The sequence below is a fragment of the Clostridium sp. MCC345 genome, from assembly GCF_018785345.1.
Taxonomy (GTDB): Bacteria; Bacillota; Clostridia; order Lachnospirales; family Anaerotignaceae; genus Anaerotignum_A; species Anaerotignum_A faecicola.
In genome coordinates this window covers 206,297-230,759 of the sequence record NZ_WQPP01000060.1, presented here as the reverse complement: position 1 = coordinate 230,759, position 24,463 = coordinate 206,297, and the positions used below count along the sequence as shown (strand labels likewise).

At 44.2% G+C, this 24,463-nt stretch carries 23 protein-coding genes and 1 pseudogene; 6 read left to right on the top strand and 18 right to left on the bottom strand.

The window, feature by feature from the left end; translation table 11 throughout:
- From GPK49_RS10560 to GPK49_RS10525, 8 genes are all read right to left on the bottom strand, one after another.
- The coding region (locus GPK49_RS10560; RefSeq protein ID WP_444876956.1) for a VapE domain-containing protein at positions 1 to 1,253 on the bottom strand (1,253 nt) is incomplete at its 3' end.
- The gene (locus tag GPK49_RS10555) at positions 1,231 to 1,875 is read right to left on the bottom strand and encodes a CHC2 zinc finger domain-containing protein (RefSeq protein WP_215677777.1); all 645 of its coding nucleotides are present in this window, start codon (positions 1,873 to 1,875) and stop codon (positions 1,231 to 1,233) included. The genes GPK49_RS10560 and GPK49_RS10555, both read right to left, overlap by 23 nt.
- A 65-nt stretch (positions 1,876 to 1,940) precedes the next feature.
- Positions 1,941 to 3,521 (bottom strand): MobQ family relaxase, encoded by a 1,581-nt coding sequence (gene mobQ, locus GPK49_RS10550; RefSeq protein ID WP_215677775.1) that lies wholly within the window; start codon positions 3,519 to 3,521, stop codon positions 1,941 to 1,943.
- A 186-nt stretch (positions 3,522 to 3,707) separates the two neighbouring features.
- Positions 3,708 to 3,869 (bottom strand): hypothetical protein, encoded by a 162-nt coding sequence (locus tag GPK49_RS10545; protein ID WP_172754431.1) that lies wholly within the window; start codon positions 3,867 to 3,869, stop codon positions 3,708 to 3,710.
- Positions 3,870 to 3,906: 37 nt separating this feature from the next.
- Positions 3,907 to 4,335 carry a hypothetical protein gene (locus GPK49_RS10540; RefSeq protein ID WP_024739829.1) on the bottom strand — a complete coding sequence of 143 codons (429 nt, stop codon included), beginning with the start codon at positions 4,333 to 4,335 and terminating at the stop codon, positions 3,907 to 3,909.
- 296 nt (positions 4,336 to 4,631) lie between these two features.
- A complete protein-coding gene (locus tag GPK49_RS10535) occupies positions 4,632 to 4,928 on the bottom strand; it encodes a DUF3847 domain-containing protein (protein ID WP_002592121.1) in 297 nt (98 codons plus the stop codon).
- Positions 4,921 to 5,262 (bottom strand): DeoR family transcriptional regulator, encoded by a 342-nt coding sequence (locus GPK49_RS10530; RefSeq protein WP_002592122.1) that lies wholly within the window; start codon positions 5,260 to 5,262, stop codon positions 4,921 to 4,923. The genes GPK49_RS10535 and GPK49_RS10530 overlap by 8 nt, the downstream gene beginning before the upstream one ends.
- Positions 5,259 to 5,447, bottom strand: a complete 189-nt coding sequence (locus GPK49_RS10525) for a hypothetical protein (protein WP_002592123.1) — start codon at positions 5,445 to 5,447, stop codon at positions 5,259 to 5,261. The genes GPK49_RS10530 and GPK49_RS10525 overlap by 4 nt, the downstream gene beginning before the upstream one ends.
- A gap of 483 nt (positions 5,448 to 5,930) precedes the next feature.
- On the opposite strand from GPK49_RS10525, the gene GPK49_RS10520 reads away from it, so the two are divergent.
- Entirely contained in the window at positions 5,931 to 6,737 is an 807-nt protein-coding gene (locus GPK49_RS10520) for a helix-turn-helix domain-containing protein (RefSeq protein ID WP_118670461.1), read from the top strand.
- Positions 6,738 to 7,026: 289 nt separating this feature from the next.
- Here the strand turns inward: GPK49_RS10520 and GPK49_RS10510 are convergent, their stop codons facing one another.
- The 9 genes and pseudogenes from GPK49_RS10510 to GPK49_RS10470 form a co-directional block, all read right to left on the bottom strand.
- A complete protein-coding gene (locus GPK49_RS10510; RefSeq protein WP_020994023.1) occupies positions 7,027 to 7,968 on the bottom strand; it encodes a DUF5301 domain-containing protein in 942 nt (313 codons plus the stop codon).
- A 177-nt stretch (positions 7,969 to 8,145) separates the two neighbouring features.
- On the bottom strand, positions 8,146 to 8,712 hold the full coding sequence (locus GPK49_RS10505) for a CPBP family intramembrane glutamic endopeptidase (RefSeq protein ID WP_044952171.1): 567 nt from the start codon (positions 8,710 to 8,712) through the stop codon (positions 8,146 to 8,148).
- A 47-nt stretch (positions 8,713 to 8,759) separates the two neighbouring features.
- Entirely contained in the window at positions 8,760 to 9,137 is a 378-nt protein-coding gene (locus tag GPK49_RS10500; protein ID WP_118632984.1) for a TnpV protein, read from the bottom strand.
- 270 nt (positions 9,138 to 9,407) lie between these two features.
- Complete coding sequence (locus tag GPK49_RS10495) at positions 9,408 to 11,321, bottom strand: hypothetical protein (RefSeq protein ID WP_215677773.1); 1,914 nt, start codon at positions 11,319 to 11,321, stop codon at positions 9,408 to 9,410.
- Positions 11,322 to 11,326: 5 nt separating this feature from the next.
- Positions 11,327 to 13,840, bottom strand: coding sequence for a hypothetical protein (locus tag GPK49_RS10490; protein ID WP_215677771.1), 2,514 nt, complete (start codon positions 13,838 to 13,840; stop codon positions 11,327 to 11,329).
- Positions 13,833 to 14,579 (bottom strand): DUF6063 family protein, encoded by a 747-nt coding sequence (locus GPK49_RS10485; protein ID WP_215677769.1) that lies wholly within the window; start codon positions 14,577 to 14,579, stop codon positions 13,833 to 13,835. The genes GPK49_RS10490 and GPK49_RS10485 overlap by 8 nt, the downstream gene beginning before the upstream one ends.
- Before the next feature lie 3 nt (positions 14,580 to 14,582).
- Positions 14,583 to 16,193, bottom strand: a complete 1,611-nt coding sequence (locus GPK49_RS10480; protein WP_215677767.1) for a hypothetical protein — start codon at positions 16,191 to 16,193, stop codon at positions 14,583 to 14,585.
- 6 nt (positions 16,194 to 16,199) lie between these two features.
- Positions 16,200 to 17,183 carry a Wadjet anti-phage system protein JetD domain-containing protein gene (locus GPK49_RS10475; protein ID WP_215677765.1) on the bottom strand — a complete coding sequence of 328 codons (984 nt, stop codon included), beginning with the start codon at positions 17,181 to 17,183 and terminating at the stop codon, positions 16,200 to 16,202.
- A 24-nt stretch (positions 17,184 to 17,207) separates the two neighbouring features.
- Positions 17,208 to 17,303, bottom strand: a pseudogene (locus tag GPK49_RS10470) (Fic family protein); the annotation flags it as partial.
- Positions 17,304 to 17,677: 374 nt separating this feature from the next.
- Here GPK49_RS10470 and GPK49_RS10460 point away from each other — a divergent pair.
- From GPK49_RS10460 to lepA, 5 genes are all read left to right on the top strand, one after another.
- Positions 17,678 to 18,706, top strand: coding sequence for a stalk domain-containing protein (locus tag GPK49_RS10460; RefSeq protein ID WP_215677763.1), 1,029 nt, complete (start codon positions 17,678 to 17,680; stop codon positions 18,704 to 18,706).
- A gap of 61 nt (positions 18,707 to 18,767) precedes the next feature.
- Positions 18,768 to 19,016, top strand: a complete 249-nt coding sequence (locus GPK49_RS10455) for a hypothetical protein (RefSeq protein WP_215677761.1) — start codon at positions 18,768 to 18,770, stop codon at positions 19,014 to 19,016.
- Positions 19,013 to 21,451 (top strand): diguanylate cyclase, encoded by a 2,439-nt coding sequence (locus GPK49_RS10450; RefSeq protein ID WP_215677759.1) that lies wholly within the window; start codon positions 19,013 to 19,015, stop codon positions 21,449 to 21,451. The genes GPK49_RS10455 and GPK49_RS10450 overlap by 4 nt, the downstream gene beginning before the upstream one ends.
- Before the next feature lie 12 nt (positions 21,452 to 21,463).
- On the top strand, positions 21,464 to 21,817 hold the full coding sequence (locus GPK49_RS10445) for an Hpt domain-containing protein (protein ID WP_016407118.1): 354 nt from the start codon (positions 21,464 to 21,466) through the stop codon (positions 21,815 to 21,817).
- 112 nt (positions 21,818 to 21,929) lie between these two features.
- Entirely contained in the window at positions 21,930 to 23,744 is a 1,815-nt protein-coding gene (lepA, locus tag GPK49_RS10440) for a translation elongation factor 4 (protein ID WP_016407117.1), read from the top strand.
- A 43-nt stretch (positions 23,745 to 23,787) separates the two neighbouring features.
- Here lepA and GPK49_RS10435 read toward each other — a convergent pair whose 3' ends face one another.
- Positions 23,788 to 24,417, bottom strand: coding sequence for a methylated-DNA--[protein]-cysteine S-methyltransferase (locus GPK49_RS10435; RefSeq protein WP_016407116.1), 630 nt, complete (start codon positions 24,415 to 24,417; stop codon positions 23,788 to 23,790).
- Between the last annotated feature and the right edge of the window lie 46 nt (positions 24,418 to 24,463).

Genomic DNA, 24,463 nt, shown 5'->3' with positions numbered 1-24,463 from the left:
GTTGCCGGGTTTTCACGCTCCCAGCCCTTTTGTCTGCCATATTCGGAAAACATTCTTGGGTTCGGGAAGTACCGCCAGCCGGTAATGCACTGGTTCATAATCTCGTTGATTTCCCGGATTTCCCATTGCTTCGGCTCGTCAAAGGTGTGGTTCAAGGCTTCCTTGTAAAGCTGCTTGGAACAGACCATGCTCCCGGTGTACTTATCAAGATACGCCTGTATCATTCCGGCTTTGGTGTCCTCCGGCATAAAATCCCGCTGGTGTTCTTTGAGATACCGCTGCATGGTGGGGCTGAAAGCCAGCTTGAACCTGCCGCTTCGGTAAATCTCCATAGCTTCTGCCCACATCTGCTCGATATAGGCTCTGGAAGCGGCTTCGTCCTCCAAAATGTGAACCTCCGCCTGCTCCGGGTACACCATGACCGGGATAAAGCGGCGGTTGCCGGAACGGTCAAGGGGCAGGAAGTCAAGGGCATTGGAAGTGCCGCCAAACACGCACTGACGGAGACGGTCTGCCGGGTGGGTTTCATAGGGTATCTTGTAAACCTCTTTCTGCCGGCTTAAAAACGACTTGATTTCCTCAATGCTCTTGGCGTTGGCGGTTGCCATCATTTCCGACATTTCAATAATCCAATGACCTTGCAGCTTGCGGTACACATTGTCATCGTCCAGCTTCCGCAAATCATCGGAGAACCACTCGTCCCGGACTGCCAGCAGACGGAAGAAAGTGGACTTGCCAGCCCCCTGACCGCCTACCAGACAGAGCATGATTTCAAACTTGCACCCCGGCTGAAAGGCTCGTGAGATAGCGCCCATCAGAAACAGCTTCAACGCTTCATAGGTGTAATCATCTGCGTCAGCCCCCAGAAAGTGCCGCAGGCAGAAGCGGATTCGTTCCTTTCCGTCCCACACAAGGGAACTTAAATAATCCCGGATGGGATGATACTTGTTTTCATTCGCCACAATTCCGATGGCGTTATCAATCTTTTTCTCATTGGTAAGCCCGTAGGTTTCTTCCAGATAGAGAAGCAGATACTTCATGTCCGTATCGTTTAAGGCGGTGCTTTCCCTGTGGAAGCCGATGGGCTTTATGATGTCCTTGCGGTCGGTCAGGATGTTGTATGCGATAGCTCCGGAAAGCAGCGGATCACGCTGGAATACGGTCAGGCAGTTCCGTATGCTCTGACGGACACCGCCTTTCTCGGTGGTTTCCAGCCCCGCCTTGATTTCCTCAACGCTCTGGGGCGGCTGCATGGCGTTCATGGTGTTTTTTAGTTCCTGCTGCGTCTGTGGCGGCAAGCTCTGCCATTCGCTGTTCAAGCTGTATCACATCCTTTCCGTAGTCCGTAATCAAAGCCGCTTTTTCCTCTGTTTCCCCGAACAGCAGCACATCCAGCTGATATTCCACATGGGCTTGCTTCTGTAAGGCTTCCACAAACCGGGGATGAAAGGCTTCCTCCGGGGAGTGTGGGGCGTAGTCCGTTCTCCATGCCATAAGCAAGTGGAGATAATCGGCAAGAATACGGAAGCAGCGGTTCTTTGCTTCCTGAAACTGTTCCTCCGGGGATTTCTGCCGGGGCTTGGGCTTTTTTACCTTTCCCGGCGGCTTCCAGTCCTCATAAGAAAGCCCGAAGTCATTTGCCAGTTGTACGGCGGCTTCTTTCTTTCCCAGCCCATACAGGGCGGCGACAAAATCAATCACATCCCCATCCGCACCGCAGCCGAAGCAGTGGTAACGCCGATCCAGCTTCATGCTTGGGGTTTTATCATTATGGAACGGGCAGCAAGCCATCCCGTTCCGACCTACATGGATTCCATAATGCTCCGCAGCCTGTCTTGTTGTGACGGACTGCTTCACAGCTTCAAATACATTCAAATCTATCCCTCCTTGAAAAAAAGAAAAGCACCTGACATTCTCTGATTGAAAATGGCAAGTGCCTGTTAAAGTTCCATATCCTGTTGTCTGTGTTTCGTCTGTGCCTGGGCTGTTCTTTGTGCTTTTTTCTCGTCTGCCTTATCCTGCAAGACTTCTTTGATGGGCTGCTTCTTGGGCGGCTCTTTGCTTTCCTCTGTGCCGGGTGTGGCTTTCCGTACCCAGTAGCGGATGTCCCGCAGCTTCTTCAAATCCTCCTGTACCTCGGTCAGTGGTACTTTCAGCTCTGCGATTTCGCTGAGAAGCGTTTCCTGCTCCTGTTGCAACTCATTTTTCGTTTTATCCTTATCGTCCGGGTGCTTGGCAAGGTAGTCAACGGCTTTCTCATACCGGGCAACCTCCGGGTGTTCCTGTTTGAATTTCTCCTTTGTTTTCTTAAAAAATATCTTCTGGTACTTCTCATAGACAGCCTTACATTCCTTGCAGTCTGTCCGGCTGGCAAGAATCCCGTCAATCACTTTGCTCCGGGCTTCCTTTGGCTTCATCTGATTGCGGTAATCTGCGGCTGATTTCCCGGAAGATTCCAGAAACGCTTCTAAGTCCTCCACAGTGGAAAGCCCCTTTTGCCGGAGATAGTACAGGGCTTCGCTGACTGCCTTTAAGTCTTTGGAAGTCCCCCGGTTCTGCCCAGCCCTCGTCCAGTCCTTCCGTTCTTCCTTTCGTATCTCCATATATTTCATCAGCAGATTGGGAAGAAGTGTCGCTTCCTCCGCCTCCTTTTGTGCAAGCAGTTCCTTCCGTTTTTCTCCCAGCTCGGTAATCCAGCCTTTGAGGTTGTGGATGAGCTGCCGGATGGACTGCATTAAACTGTTGGCGGCTTTGATTTCCCGGTTCAGGTTGCCGATATTCGTCTGGATTCCACGCTTTTCCATCTGCCGGACAGCAGCCCCCTCATGGACAGTGGGGACTATATCAAGCCCCTGTCTGGCATAGGAACGCAAGTCCACACGCTCCGGGCGGTTATTGGCTTCCAGATAGCGGTTCTGGATAACCTCCCATTCATGCCGCCAGATTTCACAATACTTCTGGTCGTTCCAGTCCACCGTATTCTCCTTATGGCTTTTCCACCTGCCGGACGGCAGCTTTATCCGTTCCCCGTTTTCATCAATGTCATAAACCTTGCGGCTCTTGGGAAGCCATTTCCCATGTTCGTCCATTGCCCGCATGGTCAGCAGGACATGGGCGTGGGGATTGTGTCCCGGCGGGTGGGGGTCATGGATGGCAAAGTCAACAATCATCCCTTTGGAAACAAACTGCTGTTCACAAAACTCCCGGACAAGGACAGCATACTGGTCGGGCGGTATCTCTTTGGGGATGGTAAGCACCCACCGCCTTGCAAGCTGGGAGTTCCATTGCTTCTCCACCGCTTCGGCGGCGTTCCATAGGGTATTGCGGTCTGCATACTCCGGTGGGGCATTTGCCGGAAACAGGATTTCATTGTGGACGATACCACGCTTTTCCGAGTAGTGCTTCACTTGCTGGTCGTATTCACAGAACAGCTTTTCGCCGCTTTGGTAAGCAGCGGCGGCAACCGCAGACTGCAGTTGGCTTCGCTGCACAATAGAAATTTCGTTGTGTGGACAGGGCATTTCGTGTCCCTCCTTTCCTTGATTTATGGATGGGATGGCGTTTTACCACCTCATTTTGGGCAGAAAAAAAGCAGGCAACCTTTTTCAGATTTCCTGCTTGGTGTGCCGCTTTGTGGGCGGCGGATATTTAGTTGTAAAAGTTCGGGAGCAAGTTGACCCGATGTGTGAGTGGCAAACTTGAAGTTGTCAGTCCTTCTTGTTCTTTTCAATAGCACTAATGGTGCAAGCAAAACCTGTAATCATTGAAAGTAGTATTGCTCCACCCATTGCTTCGTTCATTCCAGCACCAAAGAAAAAACCGACCACCGCCGCAATTACCATAAGAATGATTGAAATCATTACTCTCATAATATATACCTCCATAACTTAGAATTTTCTACTCTTATCAATAACCCCAAGTCATCAGATTCCATTCTCCACCTTCACTCCGTGCAAGCCACCATGACCAAGTGTATTCTTCGTTAGCCTCCCATGCACCGCCACCTTTTTTCGGCGAACGAAAACTGCTTTCAAATGCAATACATTGCGTAAAGGCTTCTTTATTATCATCCGTTCTTAAATCGTTCATCCATTCAATGTTATCTGCATTGTTGCATTCTTCATCCGGCATATAAGAAAGGCTATGCAATTCACAGCCCTCAAACGAAGCGAACTGCTTTTTTATAATCTCAATGGCAGAATCTATTTCTTCTTTTGAATAAACGGAAGATGCTCCATAATCAATTTCCACTTTTGATGTATCACCGTTCTTTCCGCATCCGGCAAAGAGAAGAACCAGCACAATGCAAAGCGTTACGGTTATAATCTTTTTCATAGTGAATACCTCCAACTTCCGATTTCTCATTGACTTCATTATACTTTATTCGACCCTCAAAGTACAGAGAGATTTTGTAAAACTTGTCGCCTGGGAACAGCTTGCAACGCAAGGTGTCCCCAGATGGCAAGTCCACAAAAGGGTAGCTGGTGGTAGCCAGCGCAGGGGAAGCGTAGCGTCCCCTGTATGATTTGGAGCAGACCATGACTGCGGAAAATCACAGCCCTCCGGCGAGGAGCCTTCGGAGAACGCAATGCACCAACTTCTGGGTGGTGTATAATTGCGCCCTTAGTAAACTAAGGGGTTTCCGGCTTCTCCCGTTCCAGCAGTTTTTTCAATAGTTCCTGCGTGTCCTGCCTGTGAAAAATGAGTTTCAACAACAGCATGACATCATCATCTGTCAGGCGTTCCGGCTCTTGCAGAAAACTTTCCAGCATACCGCCACGGGTACAGAGCCGGTGCGTTCGTTCCTTTCGGGTAAGCTGCTTTAACTGGTACTGCAATGCCTTTTCATCATTGATGGCTTTCCGCAGTTTCTTTTCGCTTTTCTCCAGCTCCCAGTTGAGTTTTTCCAGCTTTGAGGTCTCAGGCAAGGGCAGCGTCCTCCTTTCCCGGTATCAGCACATAAATCCGGTTTGGTTCTCCCACACCCTGACGCACCCGCATGATAAGCCCAGCGGTTTCCAGTTCATTCAGAGAACGCTTGACCGTCATGGAGCTGCGGGACAGGACTGCGGCAATGGCTGTGACAGGGAAGCAGACAAACAGGATTCCGTTTTCGTCCTCCTGCCCTTTGGATAGCATAGCGTCCAGCATCCGGCAGTACATGACCTTTGCGGTGCTGCTGACTGGAAATCCTGTCAACGCTATGGGAAATGGCATACACGGCGGCAATGGTGTGTCTATCGTCATAAATTCAAAATTCATTCGGTGTGTTCCTCCTTTTTCTTTGCTCGTTTGGATAAATAACGGGGGCAGTCAACCACAACCGCCCGGAAACTCTGCCTGCACCCATGCTGGCATTTCCGGCATAATTCGTTGTAAGTGACACGCCCCCGGTCATTGAGGTAAAAGGAAAGCTCATGCTTCCTCTTTTTGCTCATTCTCGGCATATTGCGCTTCCTCCCGTTTTTGTGTATGGTTTCGGGGCGATTTTCGGCAAAATTACGGTCATAGAGCCGCTTAAAATCTCCCGAAGTATCAGTGATAGGGTAGACTATCCCCCTATCAGATTGTCGTGTTTCGGTATCATTTCGGTGTCAGTTCGCCAGTTCTCCCCGGTGTCGTTCCTCCCCTGAATCTCACAGCGGCGTATCGCTCCCTTTGGTATGCTCGTTTCGGTCAGGGTTCCTCCACATCCCTGCCAAAAGTCATGGCACTACATCGCCGGGGAAGCATATCCCACACAGGCTGGTCATTCGATTGGAATAATCCATCGATGAACTACCTGTATCATAGAACATTTTTGTGCCCTATGCCGTATGTCCACAAAGTAGGAATTAGGGGTAAAAATCAGAAATTTCCACGATTGCGGAATTGATATGATATAATCAATTCAACGGTTATAAATGTTGTCAGAAGGGGGAACTGCTTCAATGAACGGAGCTACTACAATACAGGAACGGCTAAAAGATTTACGATTAAACAAAAGATTAAAACTGGAAGAACTGGCAGAGCAAACAGGTATTTCAAAATCAGCTCTTGGAAGTTATGAAAAAGATGACTATAAGGAAATCAATCATGGCAACCTTATCCTGCTGGCAGATTTTTATGGGGTGTCCCTCGATTATCTCTTTTGCCGGACAGAGAACATGGTTGAGATCAACACGCCATTAAGGGAACTGCATTTGAGTGATGAAATGGTGGCACTTCTGAAAAGCGGAAGGATTAACAACCGTCTGCTCTGCGAACTTGCCACCCATAAGGACTTTATCAAGTTTCTTGCGGATATTGAGATTTATGTGGATGGGATTGCCACCATGCAGATTCAGAATCTCAACGCCCTTGTCGATACCGTCCGGCATGAAATCATTGAACGGTATCGCCCCGGCGAAGATGACCCGCATTTGAAGGTGCTGCAAGCTGCCCATATCAGTGATGATGAATATTTCAGTCACATGGTACGGGATGACCTCAATCTCATTATCCGGGATATTCGGGAAGCTCACAAAAAGGACAGTGAAAGTGCGCCCCAGACCACCGTTGCCGATGAACTGAAAGAAAATCTGGAAGCGGTCGAAAATTTCAAGGGCAGCCGGGATGAAAAGCTCGTTGTACTTTACTGCAAACAGCTCGGCATCAACTATAAAAATCTGTCAGACGAAGAATTTCGCTGGCTGATTCGGATTCTCAAAAAGTCAAAGAAAATGGGAACGCCTATCAGCCAGAGGAAAAAACGATAAAGAAAAACCGCTGTTGCATGGTTTGTTAGCTTCCATGTAGCAGCGGTTTGTGCTGTGGTTATTCAGTTGATATTGTATAACTCCCTTTTCGGAAAAGTGTTCCCGCTGTTCATTTCCCAAATTTTAGTGTATATTCATACATTTTTTAATTTTTCGAGCAATTTGAGCAACTGTATCTTGGATTTTGCCTACTGAATATTGAGAAAATTTAGGCTGAGAATTGAAAAAGGCTATCCCTTTATTGAGACAGCCTTTTGAATTTAATTTAACTTATCTATCGTTTATTCTCTCATTCAGATTCTTCTCTGTATTCAAAGACGAACCACTTTTCATTCATATAAATTTCTATTGTATCGTCTGCTCCATACTGATAACCAAATCCACTTCCAAAATTAGACTGATTATCTTCTGTTGGTATTTCAGTTCCATCGACAGTTGATGTTATTTCTCCATCCATAGTGCCACAACGTGCATCCATGATGCTTTCTCTCCCTGTATCGTAGTATAATTTACCATCTATTCTTACCATAGGTATTCTATCCCACATGGCATTTGCTTCTGTCTGTTCTATCACGGTAATTTTATAAACCTCTCCTAATTGTGCAGGATATGATTCCATTATTTCTCCGTTATAGCTAATTTCTACGAAATCTCCAATTTGCAATTCAAGGTTCTCTTCGTTTGATATATAAAACTTATCTGCTGAATCAAGTTCCAAAGAACCATCTACCGGTTTTACTATTATTGAATCATGATTCGTTTCAATTACCGATGCCTGAAATGTTACCATTAGCGGTCTATTATCTGCCGAAGCAAGCATTTCAGTTATACAATTACCTAAAGCAGGCGTTGGTTTATAAATTCCTTGATATGGCTGTTCTACATATTCGATTCCTTTATCTACATAGTAAAAAAGAGTAGTTCCTGCCTCCCCATCACAATTTATATTGATCGTAATAGAATCTTTGTTGACCGGTGCATCATTGATTGATTGCTGACTGGTTGTTTCCATATCCATTAGCATAGATAAAAATTCATCAATAAACTCCGTAGCTTCACCTTCTGTGTTAGGTGATATAGCATATTTGTCACCGTCAGAGACACCAATCGATACAATATCCTCTCTGGCTGGCAATCTAATAGGATTCCCCTGTTCTTTTCTTCCACATGCACATAACATAATTGAAACAAAGTAGCAAAGACAAACCATACTGCATAATTTCTTTTTCATGGTCATAATCCTCCCCAAAATATATTTCGTATTATACGTTATCTAAGTGTATATTTCAATGTGTGGGAAATAGCCAGAACGTGTTTTTATGCATTGTGAATGCATGTTTATAGGCTCGTTTTCAGTGGGTACACAATTCCGAAAAGGGAGTTGTATAAAGCGATAAACTGTAAGCTATCAATCGCCACTTAGGCGTGTTTTCCCAATAACAATGTAAAACAACGGTATCATTATAATCATTGCTGCTATGATATGTACATATATGAAACTTTGTGTTCCTGTAACAAGAAACAAACTTGTTATTGTATAATTCCATAACCAATGAAATCCTGTGGGCATCCAAATACTCTTTGTAGTGTAAAACATTTCATTGGCAAATATTCCATATAGAAAAGGAAAAATAAACATTACCAGAACAGAAATATTATCGGTATTAAAAATATGTGGTAGTGTAAAAATAAGTGCAGCTATTACGCAACTCAAATACTTATTTTTACATTTTTGCAGCAACAGCCCAAAAATAATTCCTCTAAAAATAACTTCTTCAATAAAGGACACGAAAAAGTAAAATATGAATTTCCCTTTATGATTCATCAACAGTGATAAAAAATCAGTATCTTGAAGAATTATATTTGATTTGACTGATGAATAAACTATAAACAATACAATGATTGGCATTATAGCTCCAATTGCAAAATTCAGAAAATCTATTTTTCTAAAATATAACCCTATGCTTTTTAACATAACGCACCTTTTAACCTCTGATTTGTCATAATCCTGACACCATACTATTATGAATAAATTATCTCATGCAAAACAATTTCTTCTGCCCGATTGTGGATATTATTGCACCGCCGCACCCATTCCATTTGACGGGTACACTTTAATTCCTCGGTTACGCCCTCGGCAATTTTCATCTGCTCCATGATAGTGTCTAACCGTTCCTGTGCCTGTTCGTTCAGGTCTGCAAGATATGTCCACAATTCTCCGGTCAGTATCAATGTGTTCAATCTGGCTGGGTGGACTTCTCTTAAATATTCCCGGTGCATCCGTCCATACTTTCCGATGGGGCGGCGTTCTTCCGGCAGCTTCAAGTCTGGGATGTAGTAATCTCCAACAAGGATATAATCAATTCCGTTTTCCGTTATTCTTGGTTTCAATTCGCTCATGTTTTAATCTCCTCATTCTGGCTCATTTTTTTGCAAGTCTGGCTCTCCAGAAATATTGGTAAATCTTTGGTAAATTTGAGACTGAAGCACAAAAAACGCTTAAAAACGGGGCTTATGAGACGATATGAGACTTTTCATCATGCCCGGTAAATCCTGCCGTGGCAAATAAAAAGCACTTTTATCATAGTTTTATTTCTCCTTGTTCATCTTGCGTATTATCTTCCTCTATTATACAAATTTTATGAAAAGATCCAGGCATAGCTGCATTTTCTAAATATCAAACATATTTACCTGTTCCATTCTGAAATCTGACAGTACCAGTCTCTTTATCTCTTCTCCTTTCACATGTGCAGTCTCTACCCGCTGCACTCCATTCCGGATGCTGGATTCGAGAAGCTTCACCACATAAATATTATCAAACCGATTATAGATAGAATCTCCGCCAAGTCCGGAGAGACAAATCAACTGCGTATTTGTCTTCTTTGCCATCTCAATCAGCGGCTTCAAAAGATGCTCTGCATTCGTTTGGGCAAATGGATTGTCCATAATCAGCACCTTTCCATCTTCTCCCGATGTAAAGAGAGCTGTCTCATCCCGCCTCATATAACTGAGTAAACAGGTCAGAATAATAAATGCTGACAAAAATCCCTCTCCACCGGAATTGGCTGAAACCTCTGACCAGGAAATTGGAACTTCACGTTCTGCCTCGATCTTATAAAGCTTGATTTTTACGTTCTGAATACCAACAATTTCATCATACAGATTTCTGACTGTGATTATTTTTCCCAGATATTCTGTCAGATTTTCGTTCTTTTCAATAGTCGCAATTCCCATATTGATAACATTTTCAAAATAATCATGAAGCTTCAAACGGAAATGTGCTTTCTCAATTTCCCATTCAGGCACCTGAATCCGAAGCATTTTCAAATTTCTGCCTCGAACTGTAATAGTTGAATTTTTATCGATGATACTGATATTGGCATTGATCTGTTCTACATATTCTAAGAACATCATTTCCAGATTTTTCTGTTCATCAGCAATATGAGCAAGATCGATTTTCAATTTCTCCAGCTGATTTTCATATGCAAGTGAATTCATCTCAAACTGCTTCAAAAGACTTTCCGGTTGGTCAAGCTGAGACAGAAGGCTATCAAATGTCTTCCTAAAATAATCATCTGCATATTCTTTTCTGGAGGCAATTGTACGAATCAAATCCGACAAGCTTATCCTGTAATCTCTCAATATTTTGGAAAGTTCTGACATTCTTCTGTGCATATCCTTCTGATAGTTCTGAATAACCTCAAGTTCTCCATTTTGAATATCCACAGGAACCACTTTTTCTGACAGCGCTGCTTCATCTTCTGCGCTTATTGTTTCATCTGCATACTCAGCTACCGAAATAGCCTGTGCAGATAATTTTGCATTTCGATTCTGCAATTGCTCTAACTCCTTTTGGAGTACATGGAAATCATGATTTTTGAAATTCTGACGTTTTTCAAATTCCGTATCTACAATTGCTGTTTTCGCAATGGGCTGCTCAAACCCGGTCTGTTTTTTCAGATTATCTGTATGAAACAGAATACTGGTTTCACAGGAGCCAAGTTGCTTTTCCAGCTCTGCCTGTGTCTGATTAGCATGATTCCAGTTTTTTTCTGCCTGTTTCAGCTGACCCTTCCAATTATTATACTGTTCTTCGGAATAAACCAGGTTTTTGTATTCTTCTTCCGAAATCTGATCTCCATTGTTCCTCCGATTCAGATCATCCTTCTTCTTTTCAATCATCTCCTGAAGCCATTGCTGTTCATTTTTTAATTCCTGCATATTTTTTGAAATTTCTTCTGTCAATGCACGATATTGCGCTTCTAGCCTAGAGGCATCTATTTCTAAAAGGTGTTTAAAATTATCCGAAGGTGAAATTTTTTCATAGCTAGCATACTCTGCCGCCTTGCTTCTAAACTTCTTTATCTGTTCCTGATATTCCTTCATCTGATTCTTCAGTACTGCTTTCTGTTCACGCAGACTGCTCAGTAAAATGACCAACTGATTTTGCTTCTCCGTCAGTTCTTCCCGCTCCTTTTCCAGACGAATAAGACTTGCTTTATCAATCTCGTACGCTTCATACTTTTTATAAAATTTTTCAAACTGATGCTCTCTTGATTCCATCCGGGAAATTGTCTGCTTCACTGCCTCTAGCAGCTTTTCCAGCTGTTTTTTTCTTCCTCCAGGTGGCCCTGCTCCTGCCGAATTTCGGAGATCCGTTTTTCTACCTGCTGTTTTTCTTCTTTTTGTTCAGCAAGCTGTTCTTCTGCCTTTTGGTATCCTTCACTGCTGAATGTCTGCTGTGCAATACATGTTTTATATCCGCGGTAAATATTCAGATCCTGTTCTTTATCGCCCGCTGTTTTCTGTAAAGCATTGATATCTTCTTGAATTTTTTCCAATATTCGCTTCAATTCCTCACGATCAAGGAGGTGCTTATTGAACATCACATAAAAATGAACATTTCCATAAGTCGCAAACCTTCCATCTGTATGCTCCTGTATTGATTCCAGATCTTCTTTCACGATAATGGGAATGGGAAAGCTAGTGTAAAGCGCTTCCTCGTTTTTACAGAAGCATTCAAATACATTTCTTTCCATCAAAATTGCATAGGGTAAAAATGGATTCTTCTTGACAAGTGCCTCATTTTCCTGAGGGGTTCTTCCGTTTTTAGCGATCCATTCCATACCATATACGATATCAATTCCATTCTGCTTCATATAGGATCTGATATTTTCAGGAAGCTCTAAGGTTCTTCCTTCTTTTAGCTGACGGAGCAGTTTTTCCTGCGCAGATATCTCCTGAAGCAGTTTGCTCCTGCCAATATCCAGTTCCCGAATCTTGCCGTCCAGCTGAACCAGAAGCAGTTCCTTTTTGTCGATGCTATTTTCATCCATTTCAACATACTTCATAATCCTCAGGCGTTCATTCTTCTGATGCTCCAGATTAACAAGGACATCCTTCGTCCCCTTTATCTGATACATGATATCATGAATCCTCACATTCTTCTCGGAAAGCTCCTGCACAAGCTTTTTCAGTGACAGCTCCACATTATCAAGCTTCAGAGCGGATTTGGCAAGGTGATTTTTCTGTTCCTGCAGCTCTGCCGACATCTCTTTTTTCTGGACATCCAGGAAACCATCTTCATAGAATCCAAGAATATTTCTGCTTAAATGCGCATGAAAATCCTTATTAAAGCTTTCCTCTGTCTCATCAAAGCTTTCGACTTTGTTTTTTAATCGGCCAATCTTCTCAATCAAAAACCGTAATTGCTGTTCATTCTTTGTCTGCGCATCAAGATGTGCTCGTTCTTCATGAACAGCTGCTTCATACTTGCTTTCCTGCTCTGACCTTATAAGACTTAATTCCTTTACCTTCTCTGTGTAAAGAGTATTCAGCTGATGACCGAGAGCTTCAATCTTTTCTCTTGAAATCTCTGTCCTCTGCACAAGCTTCTTGATTTTCTCATCTACGCCTGCTTTTCTCTCCTCGAAATTCTGCAGCTCCTGATACAGGCGGTTCAGATCACAGGCGGTCAGCTTTTTTTGCAGACTTCTTTTTACCCCAAACAGGCGAATTACTTCCAGTTCCTGATCCTTGCGCTTCGTCAGCAGCTCTGCTCTTATATCTTCCTGCTGATAAATCAAATAAGACAGCTGTTCATAGATAATCTGATTCTGTTCTATTCTTATCTGCTCCAGCTTTTCCTGATCGGTTCGGATTTCCTCCTCCAGTCTCTTCACTTCGTTTTGGAGCGCCTTCGCATAAAGAATCATCTCCTGCCGAAGAGCTTCTGCCTCCTGATTCGTTTGAACGTACCTGTCGATGCCTAGCTTTAGTGGTTTCATTTCTTCAAAATATCGTTCAATCAATCCCTTTCGCTGAATTTTCGATTGGTTACTCCGATATTGCTCGATGAACTGAAGGGTTAGCTTTCTGAACTTATCAATCTTGTTTTCTTCCTGATTCAGTTTTTCCTCTATGGGACGCAAAAACCATTTTTCCACCAATCCTTTTTCATCTTTGGCATTCAGAAACAGCTCCGAAAGTCCGGATTCCTTCTGATTCACTTTGCGAATAATGCTCTCCCATTCTTTATTGTTGATTTGATACTGGCGAAGCGTTGTGAAATATTGTTGTCTTCCATACTGACTTGTCATATCATATAACCGGAAATCTCCCGCTTCCTTTTTACTGATATCCTGCAATAGATTTTTGCACTCACTGAAGCCTCTCAATATCTTTTTATTGCCGTCCTGTCTGATAATTGGAAGATTGTCAAGGTCATACTTACATGCTTCAGAATAGCTGCCGGTAAATGTATATATTTCTAGTTCCTCGGTATCATTGTCTTCTTTTTGATTTTTCCGAACCATCATCCCGGCTAAAAAACGCTCTGAACCATTGTCTAACTGCCACTCTGTCATAAGAAATGTCGGTCGATTCGTCGTGAAATAGCTTTTAAACGGTCGGTCTGCGAAATCGCGATACGTCCGATTGACAAAGAGACTGATAATCATCTGCACCAACACACTTTTCCCACCGCCGTTTCTGAGAGAGATAAGGGTATTCTGACCGCCCAAGTCAAAGGTTTCATCATCAATTTTAATGGTATTATTGTTATAATTCAGATTTAAAATGCGAATCCTTGATAGCTTACTCATTTGTTGCCCCCAGTGCCTCCATGATTCTTGTGTAATTTTCTTTATTAAGAATCTTATATTCCATAATGTTATCCAACTTCGCCGTCGTCTTGATCATCTCATCCTCCGGAATAAATAGGATTAGACCTTGCCGCTCCATAAAATTACAGATAATGCTTACATAACCCTCCTTTGTATATTTTGACCGACTGCTTGTCTCTGTGCTTCTCAGGGATTCGTATGCCTCGCTCATACTTTTATAATCCAGAATATTTTCATACATTTCACTGTGAAGAGTTGTATTTTCTATCTCCCGCTCCTGTTCCAAAGCAGAGCCTGCTTTCAACCGTTCCGATATAATATTCTGCAATTCTCCCAGCTTCAGAAATTCCCTTGATTTGCTGGTGCTTCCCTGACCGTCATAAAACTCTACCATCAGTGTAAGAATCACAAACTGTGCCAGATAATAATCTCTGTCTGTCGCACCGGATTTACACAATTCCTTCTTTAAATCTGCCTTGGTAAACCCCAGATATTTATTATCAATATCCGGCATCAGATAGATACATGTTCCATAACGTTCGATTCTGCAATCAGCAATCTCTGCCTGGTTCTTAACCAGATTCATAACATCTTCATGCTCTACATAAGCGCGATACAGCTCTTTTGCCCCTGTATCCAGATCGCTCAGCGCACCATGGCACAATAGGTAATAAAATATTTTTTGACTATATGTAATAGCTTCTGCTTCGTATGCCATTTCTTATCTCTCCTCGAATCGAAATCCAATATTTGAACATTTAAAATTTCTTTTATTCCCGGATTCACTCATTATATTTTGAAAAAGTACATGCTCACTGTCTTCCATTGGAAATATGCAGATTTTTCCGATTTTTCGGAATCTCTTATTTTCCATCAGACTGAGCAGCTTTTCATTTAACACAAATCCCTCGGAAGCATCCACTAAATAATTTGTCTGTTCTTTCTGAAGCTCCGAAATGTCAATCGTTCCTGCGGTCAAAAATTCAATGATTACTTCTCGGAAAATTTCTGCTGTTGGAAACAGCCTCTGCCAGGCTTCCTTGTCACAGCCCTCACTTAAATCCTGCAGCGTAAATGTACCATTTTCCAACAGATACTCTAGAAGTACACCTATACAGTCTTCATATTTCTTCATACGTTCCAGTCTGCGTTGTTCTTTTTCCCGGTTATACGCATCTTCATCAAAATCCAGCTCTACAGCTTCATCATCTACACTAAATTTTTGCAGCTTTTTTTGATATTCCAGCATTTTCTCTGGATTAAAAATCTTATGAACCCGACTAACAAACAACGGATTAAATACTCTGTCAATATTTTTCAACAAAGCTGCATCCTTCAAAATCACATCATAGATATCACTCCGGAACGGAAATCTCTGCACTAAAGTCATGTTGGAGTAATTTTCCAGCTCTTCATCATATAGTTTTTTCAGATCAAAATGCTGTCCAAGAATCCGTTGATGCTCATCCAATGTTCCGGTAAGATATCTCCCAATAGTACGAAGATTGTTGAGGTTGTCCTTTTCCTTTGCTGTAAATTCTTCCGCATTCATCTGTTTTTCGTCAAATTCGATAATCTTTTCGTCAATAAACTGGCGATGAAGACGAAATTTTTCTCTGGTTTCCATTACGGCGCTAATATTATCTTCCACTAGCTGCCCGTATTCCTCCACTGAATACGATAATGCATTTCTTCGCACAGACAGGATTGCGTCTTCAATTTTCTGGCTCTGCTTTCGCAGCTGCCCGAAAATATTTTTAATATCGTCCACTGCTCGGTTATAATCTGCTTTTTCCAGATGCAGCTTAAACAGCATCTCGTGAATGGAAAGCTTCAGATTATTTTCCAGCTCCATAGTGCCAAGCATCATATTGTACCCCTCGTCTGTCAAATGATAAGAAGTTCTCCGAACTCCATTTTCCAGATAAACGACCTTATTATCAATGTACCGGATATTGATATCTTTATATGTCCGGCTTTCATAATCAAATGCTTTGAAATACATAGATGAACCGCTATTTCCAAGAATATCCTCTACCATAAATCTGGCAAAGCTCGTGCTTTCTTCAAAGCTTAATCTTCGTGCATAATATTCGTAGCTGACATCCTCTACAAATGCCGCAATTTCGTTCATCGTACAGTTTTCTTCTCTGAGAGAGTACTCCATGATGAAAAGAAGCAGCGTAAATAGCATATTCATCTGTTCATCTCTATTCTCCACACCATAGTCTTTCCACAGCTTTTTGTCAAAGCTGTTGCTGCAAAGTACCGAATAGCGTCCAACGCATTTCATACGCTGCTCAAAATTTTTCAAAAAATCCTTTTCAATCATCCTTCATCACCAGTCATGCTCATTCAAAATTTCCTGTGGGATATATTTTCCCATTTTCAGGATTTTACAAATTTGATCTTTACGCATATCTTTAAACGCATCTAAGAATAAAGTTCCTATGTTGGCATTTTGCTTTTCCTTCATATTCGGAAGATTAGAGAGTCCGATCTGCATAGCTTTATCCAGCATAGCCGTATAGGCTTCTTCAAAAATATAAATGATTGCAGATGTGCTTTCAACCAGACGTTCGTAAATCAGAATTCCCTCATAATCAAGGTCGCCAAAATAGAATAGCTTATTATCGCCCATAAAATAAGTTTCTGCACCATTCATATAATCTGCAAATGTCTTCCAGATGCCTTTCCCGGCTCCATAGATTACGGTACCAAATTCTTTTCCGAGAATATGATTACATCCCGTGTTCATATATCGTCGAATATCAAAAAAGGTATCTTTATTCTCTATAATCAAAATGTTCTGGGGAGCTTGTTTGGAATAGGAATAATAAGAAAGCGGTTCCGATGTTTCGTAAAATGCCAGCTTATCTGCATCAATAGCGACGCGTTTGCAAAATTCAAGACCGCCTTCCCTCTGGAAATATTTTTCTCTATGGAAGATTTCAAAGCTACGCTCATTCATCGTTTCCTTAATTTTCAACAGATTTGAATGATTTTTCAAATAATTACTTAAAAGCTGTAGATTATGCTTATCTGCTTCATAGCGCTCCGGGTGCTTCCTGTAATAAGAAGTATTGATTAACGGATGATACTTGTATTTCAGCTCTTCATAAACATCTGTATAATCCGTTTCTTCTTCATACCTCCAAAAGCTAATCGGCAAAGCGGGCGTTCTTCCGTTGCTTTTCGCAGTTTTCATTGGTTCCAGCGCTTTATTTTTAATAAGTTCCATAACATAGGCATAAAGCTGCTGATACTCCATATCAGAATGTTGACTCATAATATCCTTCAGCTGTATCTTTTGTCTCTTCATCTATCTGCGTGCTCCTTTTATATAAAACATAATCAATCTGCCCACACGACCGTTGCCGTCCTGAAATGGATGAATCCGCTCAAATTTCACATGGAGGTCCAGAATATCCATCAGCGTAATCGGTGCCTCTTTTCTTTTATTGGTACGCCCCGGTTTTTCTGCGTTTTTCGGAATATTCCATGTCTTACCGGTAACTGAAAGATATCGCATCTATGCTCCTTCGCCATAAAATCCATCAAAAACCACGTTAATCTGTGATATAGTATACCATGTCATCGGTAAAAGTATCAACGTATTTCGGGTTTGGTTATTTTGTTTTTGCCGTCGCAGGAAATGCTGCTCGTTTTGTGCAGCTATTTGCGTTTATTTCTTAAAATTTAATAAATTTTACGCAAATCAGATGCAATTTGCTAAGATGTCTGATAAGATGAAGCTATCCGAAGGGAAGTTCGGGCAAGTAAAAGGAAAACGTATTGCGTAAGGAGGTATGACAGATGAAGAAAAAATTTGTTGTAGTTGGGGCAATGGCAGGCACGCTTATTTTCACACAAAGTGCCCTTGCGGCAGGGCTTGCGGTTACGCCGTCCAAAAACACGCTTTCCGTGCAGTCAGGAGAGGGCGTGCAGACGGTGGAGGCTGTCCCTGCGTATCTGTATCAGGATAATAATTATTTTATGCTGCGCGATTTGGGGAAAATCCTCGGCTATCGTGTCGATTGGAACGAAGCGAAAAAGCAGGCTTCTCTGACAAAGGAAAGTGCTGCGCAGGATTTGCAGCATCTGAGTGCGGCAAAGCAGGCAAAAGCCGTAAAGCAAAGCAAGCAGACCATTCTCGTTGGCGCAACGGAATACGAAAACATGAATTGCCTGAATATTGACGGTTATAATTATTTTAAGCTGCGCGATTTGGTCGAGATTATGGACTTCACCTGTGGATGGGACAGTGAAAAGAATCGGATTCAGCTTTCCACAGGCGAGCAGAATGACGAGGGAGTCAGCATATCCGTAAAGGATTTTCTGGTTGAAGGGGCGAAGCAGAAGGTGATTGAGGAGGATGTGCCTTATATCCCCGGCACAAAGGATTATGCAGCACTGGAGGCCTATATGCAGAAGAATGTAGATCAGGACTTCAAAGCATCTGATTTCATCATCACAGAAGCAGAGGAGGGCAGCAATACGCCTAATCTCATCACACTGGATATGCGTCTGAATGTAAATGGCGTTATGACAAAGAATTTCGGCTATCGGGTTCTCTGTATCAATAAAAAAGCAGCGCTGATTACCTTTATCGGGGAAAAGAATCCCGATTTTGATATCACAAAGGCAGGCGTGCAGAAGCTTTCCGATGCGGATGCAAAGCAGATGGCATTAGATATGGATAAAAACAGCTACAAGGCAGAGAAGCAGACGGTTTCCCGCTATTTCGATATGCAGGAGCTGAAGCAGAAATGCGAGGTAGAAACGACCTATATTGACAATGGGGGCGCAACCTTCGTAACGGCGCACGCCTTTGATGCAGAATAACAGCTGATACTTTTATTATAGAAGAAATACAAACAGGAACAGCAAAGCAGAATCAGCCTTGATGTTCCTGTTTTTCGTTGGCAATAAGATACAGATGTGCTATAATATTCACATTAAATGTAGCTTTTTGGGGGATTTTGAATACCTCAAGGGCAGAGAGGACGAAGCGAAAATGAAGGATGCACATGCTTCTGAGAGATTGCTGTTGCAGGGTCGGAAAAAACGATGTGAGGCTTTACAGCGTCAGGCAGAATTCGCGGCAGAGCTTGAGATACAAAAGACAGAACGACAGGAGAGGATCGCCTTATGAGACGAAGAAAGCTGCTGATTGCAGACGATTCTGAAATGAACCGCGCAATTCTTGCAAATGTACTGGATCAGGAATTTGAAGTTATTGAAGCAACAAATGGGCAGGAAGTCATCATTGCGTTGCAGAGCTATGGCACGCAGATTTCCGCATTGCTGCTGGATATTGTGATGCCTGAGATGGACGGATTTGAGGTTCTGGAGGAAATGAACCGCAGACATTGGATTGAGGATATCCCCACCATCATGATTTCCGCGGAAACCAGTAATACCTACATCGACCGTGCATTTGAACTGGGTGCATCGGACTATATCAGCCGTCCCTTTGTACCCGGCATCGTTCGCCGTCGTATCATCAATACAATCCTGCTGCATACCAAAAAGCATCAGCTGATGGATGTGGTTGCGGATTGGTTTTTCCGCAGAGAAAAAAGCAACGAGGTTATGATATCAATTCTGGGCTATGCCTTGGGGCTGCGCTGCGGAGAAAAGGGGATGCACATGTCCGGCGTAAGCCGTGTGACGGGGCTTTTGCTGCACTGTCTGATGAAGCGGACGAACCGCTATGCGCTGAATCCGGATGATATAGATGTGATTTGCATGGCGGCAAGCCTGCATGATATCGGGAAGCTGCTGATTCCGGAGGAAATTCTGACAAAGCCCGGCAAGCTGACCGCAGAGGAATTTGCCATTGTGAAACGGCATACGGTGATTGGTGCGGAGATTATTTCGGGAATGTCTGTGTATCAGAATGAAAAACTGGTGAAATACGCCACGATGATCTGTCGCTGGCACCATGAGCGTTGGGATGGCAAGGGCTATCCGGACGGGTTGGCAGGGGATAATATTCCCATTGCGGCACAGGTGGTTTCCGTTGCGGATGCTTATGATGCGCTGACGAATGAGCGCAGCTATAAAGAAGCCTTTTCGCATGATACGGCACTTGCTATGATGCATAACGGCGAATGTGGCAGTCTGAATCCGCTCCTGCTTGAATGTATGGATGAGCTTTCGGAGACCCTGCGGCATGGCGTGGAGAAAAAGCCTGTGGGACAGAGCGCGGAGCAGGTATATGAAACGGTGGAGGAGCTTTACAGTGGACAGGATGTCATTGCGGCGCGCATGACAAAGCAGCTGGAGGAGGCAAACACAAAAGCAGAATTTTTCGCAAATCTCAGCGAAGAGCTGTGGTTTGAATATACGGCACAGCCTTCCTCTCTGCATCTTTCCAAGGGTGCGGTAGAGCAGACGGGACTGCCGGATGTGATTGTTGACCCGATGGAAAATGAAGCCTTTCTTTCCGTTTTCGGGAAAAAGACGCTTGCGCTGCTTACCGAGAAATTACAGGAGCTGCCGACTGACCGGACACAGATGGAGTTTATGGCACAGATTACGCTAAACGGAAAGCCGAGTCAATGTCAGACTGCCATTCTGGTTTCGGGCAAGAAGGACAGCGAGGGACATTATAGCTCTCTGCTCGGAAAAATTGTAGATATTGATGAAAACTATAAGAGAATACAGATGTATGATGCCGAAGCAGCGAAGCCTGCTTTGCAGAAGCAGGTGCTGTTGCCCATTCTGGCGAGTGGAGAAAGTGTGATTCGGATTGCGGAGAAGCAGGTTGGCCCTGTGCTGCAGGGATATCGGACGATGTTTGAAACGGTTCGGCTGGTGGACCCTGAAATCTGTATGCAGGTTTCTACAACAAAGGAGAGTCATTCTGTGCAGAAGAATGAGGATTGCTTTGCCCTTTGGGGGAAATCGCGCCGCTGTGAGCGCTGCATTTCGCAGGATGCCATCCGTATGGGGAAGATACAGACGAAGGTGGAGCCGATTGGCAATGATGTCTATTATGTATTTGCAATGCCAATCGAGATAGACGGAATGTCCTATTCTCTGGAATGTGTGAACCCGATTCGCTCGGAGGATATCAACGGCATAGAAAGCGAGCACGTTCTGAATCAGCTGCTTGTGCGGAACAGGCAGGTTTATGTGGATTCTGCAACAAGAGTATATAATCGCCGGTATTACGATGAACGGGTGCGTAACCTGAGCGGAGAATATGCGCTGGCGATGATTGATATTGATAATTTCAAGAAAATCAATGATCGCTTCGGGCATACCGCGGGGGATGCGGCGTTGTATTATGTGGCGCAAACAATTCGTTCCATGCTGCGCAGCAACGATGCACTGATTCGCTACGGTGGAGATGAGTTTTTCCTGCTGTTTGATAATATGCCGGAGCAGATTCTGGAACGAAAGCTGGGGGAGCTCTGCCGAGCGGTGCGCAAGATTGAGGTTGCGCAGTATCCGGAGCTGAAGCTGACCATCAGTATTGGCGGTGCGTATGCTTCGGGGCGGATTTCGGATTTGATTCAGAAGGCAGATGCCGCCTTATATGAGGCGAAGAAAGAAAAGAATCGCGCGGTGATTTTTTAAGGAGGGGTATTTATGACGGTAAATGAATTTTATCAGAAGGTTGATGGAGACTATACAGATGCAATCAATCGCCTGCAAAGTGATGTGCTGATTCGGAAATTCCTGAAAATGCTGCCGGGTGACAACAGCATGACGCTTCTGGCAGAGGCAGTGGAAAAATCCGAGGTGGAGCAGGCATTTCGTGCGGTGCATACGCTGAAGGGAATGGCACTGAACCTAAGCCTTTCTGCTCTGGCGGAGGTTTGTTCCGCGATGACGGAGCTGCTGCGCGGCAAGGAGGCGCTTCCTGCGGAAACAGGGCAGTATTATGATGCCGTAAGAAGGGAATACGAAAGAGTACGCGAGGCGTTGGAAGAATTGGAGTAAGCGGCGGCGGTTTGAATGAAAAGAAAAGATGTGATTCTTTTGACTTCCTCCCGGAGACTGTGGTAAAATAAGATATTATGGATAGAACAAATTTTGTGCAAGGAGGAAGCGTATGTCTCAGGACAAACAGAAACACATTCGGAATTTTTGCATTGTGGCGCATATTGACCACGGCAAATCCACATTGGCAGACAGACTGATTCAGAAAACAGGTCTTTTAACAGATAGAGAAATGCAGGAGCAGGTTTTGGATAACATGGATCTGGAGCGTGAAAGAGGAATCACCATCAAATCGCAGGCGGTTCGTCTGATTTACCGCGCGCAGGATGGGGAGGAATATCAGTTTAACCTGATTGATACACCCGGACATGTCGATTTCAACTATGAGGTATCCCGTTCCCTTGCGGCGTGCGAGGGTGCGGTGCTGATTGTGGATGCGGCGCAGGGTATTGAAGCGCAGACACTGGCAAATGTTTATCTGGCGTTGGATAATAATCTGGAAATTCTTCCGGTTATCAATAAAATTGACCTGCCCAGCGCAAACCCGAAATGGGCAAAGCAGGAAATTGAGGATATCATCGGGATTCCTGCGGAGGATGCCCCTGAAATTTCTGCGAAAAACGGCATCAATATCGAGGAGGTTCTGGAACGCATTATTACAGATATTCCCGCGCCCGCGGGGGATGTCAATGCACCGCTGAAGGCATTGGTGTTCGACTCTGTATATGACCAGTACCGCGGCGTTATCGTTCTGATGCGTGTGTTTGACGGCTCGATTCGTAAGGGCAGCAGAGTCAAAATGATGGCAACAGGGAAGGAATTTGATGTTGTTGAGGTTGGCATTTTCGGCCCCGGGCGTTTCCTGCCTGTGGATGAGCTGAGTGCCGGCATGGTTGGCTATTTTACGGCAAGCATCAAAACGGTATCCGATACACGCGTGGGCGATACGGTTACATTGGCGGAAAACCCGACCGCAGAGGCACTGCCCGGCTATAAGAAGGTAAACCCGATGGTTTACTGCGGCATTTTCCCTGTGGATGGGGCAAAATATCCCGATTTGCGCGATGCACTGGAGAAGCTGCAGCTCAATGATGCGGCGCTGTTCTTTGAGCCGGAAACCTCTGTTGCGTTAGGCTTTGGGTTTCGCTGCGGCTTCCTTGGACTGCTGCATTTGGAAATTATTCAGGAAAGACTGGAAAGAGAATATAATCTGGACTTGGTAACAACTGCCCCCAGTGTTATTTATAAGGTATACCTGACGGATGGGACGAGCTTTGATTTATCCAACCCGAGCAATATGCCCGATCCTGCCAGAATCGAGAAGATGGAGGAGCCGATTGTGAAGGCGGAAATCATGCTCCCGAAGGATTATGTCGGCCCGATTATGGAGCTTTGCCAGCAGCGGCGCGGCGAATACATCAGTATGGAATATCTGGATTCCTCCCGTGTGATGCTGACATACCACATGCCGTTAAACGAAATTATTTACGATTTCTTCGATGTGCTGAAATCCAGAAGCCGCGGCTATGCGTCCTTCGATTACAGCCTGCTGGGCTATCAGGAAAGCGAGCTGGTGAAGCTGGATATTTTGGTAAACAGGGAGCCTGTGGATGCGCTGTCCTTTATTGTGCATAAGGATTCTGCAACGGAGCGTGGCAGAAAAATGTGTGAAAAGCTGAAAAAGGAAATTCCCAGACATCTGTTTGAAATTCCGATTCAGGCAGCAATCGGCAGCAAGATTATCGCCAGAGAAACCATCAGCGCAATGCGTAAGGATGTTCTGGCAAAATGCTATGGCGGTGATATTTCCCGTAAGAAAAAGCTGCTTGAAAAGCAGAAGGAAGGGAAAAAGCGTATGCGCCAGATTGGCAGCGTAGAGGTGCCGCAGAAGGCATTTATGTCTGTACTGAAGCTGGATGAAGAATAAAAGAAAAAGGGTGTGATAAATTTTATCACACCCTTTTTGCGTCCTATTTGAATTTCCATTGATATTTTTCCAAATCGACCCTTCCGTTGACTACCTCAATGCCATCCGCCTGCAAAAGCTTTTCCTGTGCAGCTTCTCCGCCGAAGGCAAAGGAACCGGAAAGCTCCCCCTTGGCATTGACAACACGATAGCAGGGGATATTTGCAGGGTCCGGGTTTTTATGCAGGGCATTGCCGACCGCGCGCGCCATGTTCGGGTCACCTGCCAGCGCCGCAATCATCCCATAGGTTGCGACACAGCCTTTGGGGATTTTTTTGACCGCCTCGTAGATGCGCTTGGTGGGGCTATCCGCAATCAAATCGTAGCTTTCGGCAATCATGCGTTTGATATCCTGCGTGGGAATGGTGCCGTCCAGAATAATCGTATTCCAGTGCATTTTGTTTTGATGATAGCCCGCAACCACGGCAGGATAGGTGTTCCGCCAGAAATCACGCCATTCGGGTGCTACCTTTACATTTAGATTGAGATATCCCCCTCGGTCGTAAATCCAGAGAAAGGTCTTTTTGCTTCCCTTGATGCGCACCAACTGCCAGTTTTGGTCGCGAAAGGGTCGTTCTGTGTATACATCCGCAAAGGATAGGGCATAGGCTAATACCTCCTCGCGTGCTGTCATGCAGCTTCACCTCCGATTGCTTTGCCTTTATTGTACTTCTGATAGT

Excerpts from the sequence above, each read along its gene's own strand:
- mobQ (WP_215677775.1), bottom strand. The coding sequence starts at position 3,521 with ATGCCCTGTCCACACAACGAAATTTCTATTGTGCAGCGAAGCCAACTG.
- GPK49_RS10545 (WP_172754431.1), bottom strand. The coding sequence starts at position 3,869 with ATGAGAGTAATGATTTCAATCATTCTTATGGTAATTGCGGCGGTGGTC.
- GPK49_RS10540 (WP_024739829.1), bottom strand. The coding sequence starts at position 4,335 with ATGAAAAAGATTATAACCGTAACGCTTTGCATTGTGCTGGTTCTTCTC.
- GPK49_RS10530 (WP_002592122.1), bottom strand. The coding sequence starts at position 5,262 with ATGAATTTTGAATTTATGACGATAGACACACCATTGCCGCCGTGTATG.
- GPK49_RS10525 (WP_002592123.1), bottom strand. The coding sequence starts at position 5,447 with ATGCCGAGAATGAGCAAAAAGAGGAAGCATGAGCTTTCCTTTTACCTC.
- GPK49_RS10520 (WP_118670461.1), top strand. The coding sequence starts at position 5,931 with ATGAACGGAGCTACTACAATACAGGAACGGCTAAAAGATTTACGATTA.
- GPK49_RS10510 (WP_020994023.1), bottom strand. The coding sequence starts at position 7,968 with ATGAAAAAGAAATTATGCAGTATGGTTTGTCTTTGCTACTTTGTTTCA.
- GPK49_RS10505 (WP_044952171.1), bottom strand. The coding sequence starts at position 8,712 with ATGTTAAAAAGCATAGGGTTATATTTTAGAAAAATAGATTTTCTGAAT.
- GPK49_RS10500 (WP_118632984.1), bottom strand. The coding sequence starts at position 9,137 with ATGAGCGAATTGAAACCAAGAATAACGGAAAACGGAATTGATTATATC.
- GPK49_RS10490 (WP_215677771.1), bottom strand. The coding sequence starts at position 13,840 with ATGAGTAAGCTATCAAGGATTCGCATTTTAAATCTGAATTATAACAAT.
- GPK49_RS10485 (WP_215677769.1), bottom strand. The coding sequence starts at position 14,579 with ATGGCATACGAAGCAGAAGCTATTACATATAGTCAAAAAATATTTTAT.
- GPK49_RS10480 (WP_215677767.1), bottom strand. The coding sequence starts at position 16,193 with ATGATTGAAAAGGATTTTTTGAAAAATTTTGAGCAGCGTATGAAATGC.
- GPK49_RS10475 (WP_215677765.1), bottom strand. The coding sequence starts at position 17,183 with ATGAAGAGACAAAAGATACAGCTGAAGGATATTATGAGTCAACATTCT.
- GPK49_RS10460 (WP_215677763.1), top strand. The coding sequence starts at position 17,678 with ATGAAGAAAAAATTTGTTGTAGTTGGGGCAATGGCAGGCACGCTTATT.
- GPK49_RS10455 (WP_215677761.1), top strand. The coding sequence starts at position 18,768 with ATGTTCCTGTTTTTCGTTGGCAATAAGATACAGATGTGCTATAATATT.
- GPK49_RS10450 (WP_215677759.1), top strand. The coding sequence starts at position 19,013 with ATGAGACGAAGAAAGCTGCTGATTGCAGACGATTCTGAAATGAACCGC.
- GPK49_RS10445 (WP_016407118.1), top strand. The coding sequence starts at position 21,464 with ATGACGGTAAATGAATTTTATCAGAAGGTTGATGGAGACTATACAGAT.
- lepA (WP_016407117.1), top strand. The coding sequence starts at position 21,930 with ATGTCTCAGGACAAACAGAAACACATTCGGAATTTTTGCATTGTGGCG.
- GPK49_RS10435 (WP_016407116.1), bottom strand. The coding sequence starts at position 24,417 with ATGACAGCACGCGAGGAGGTATTAGCCTATGCCCTATCCTTTGCGGAT.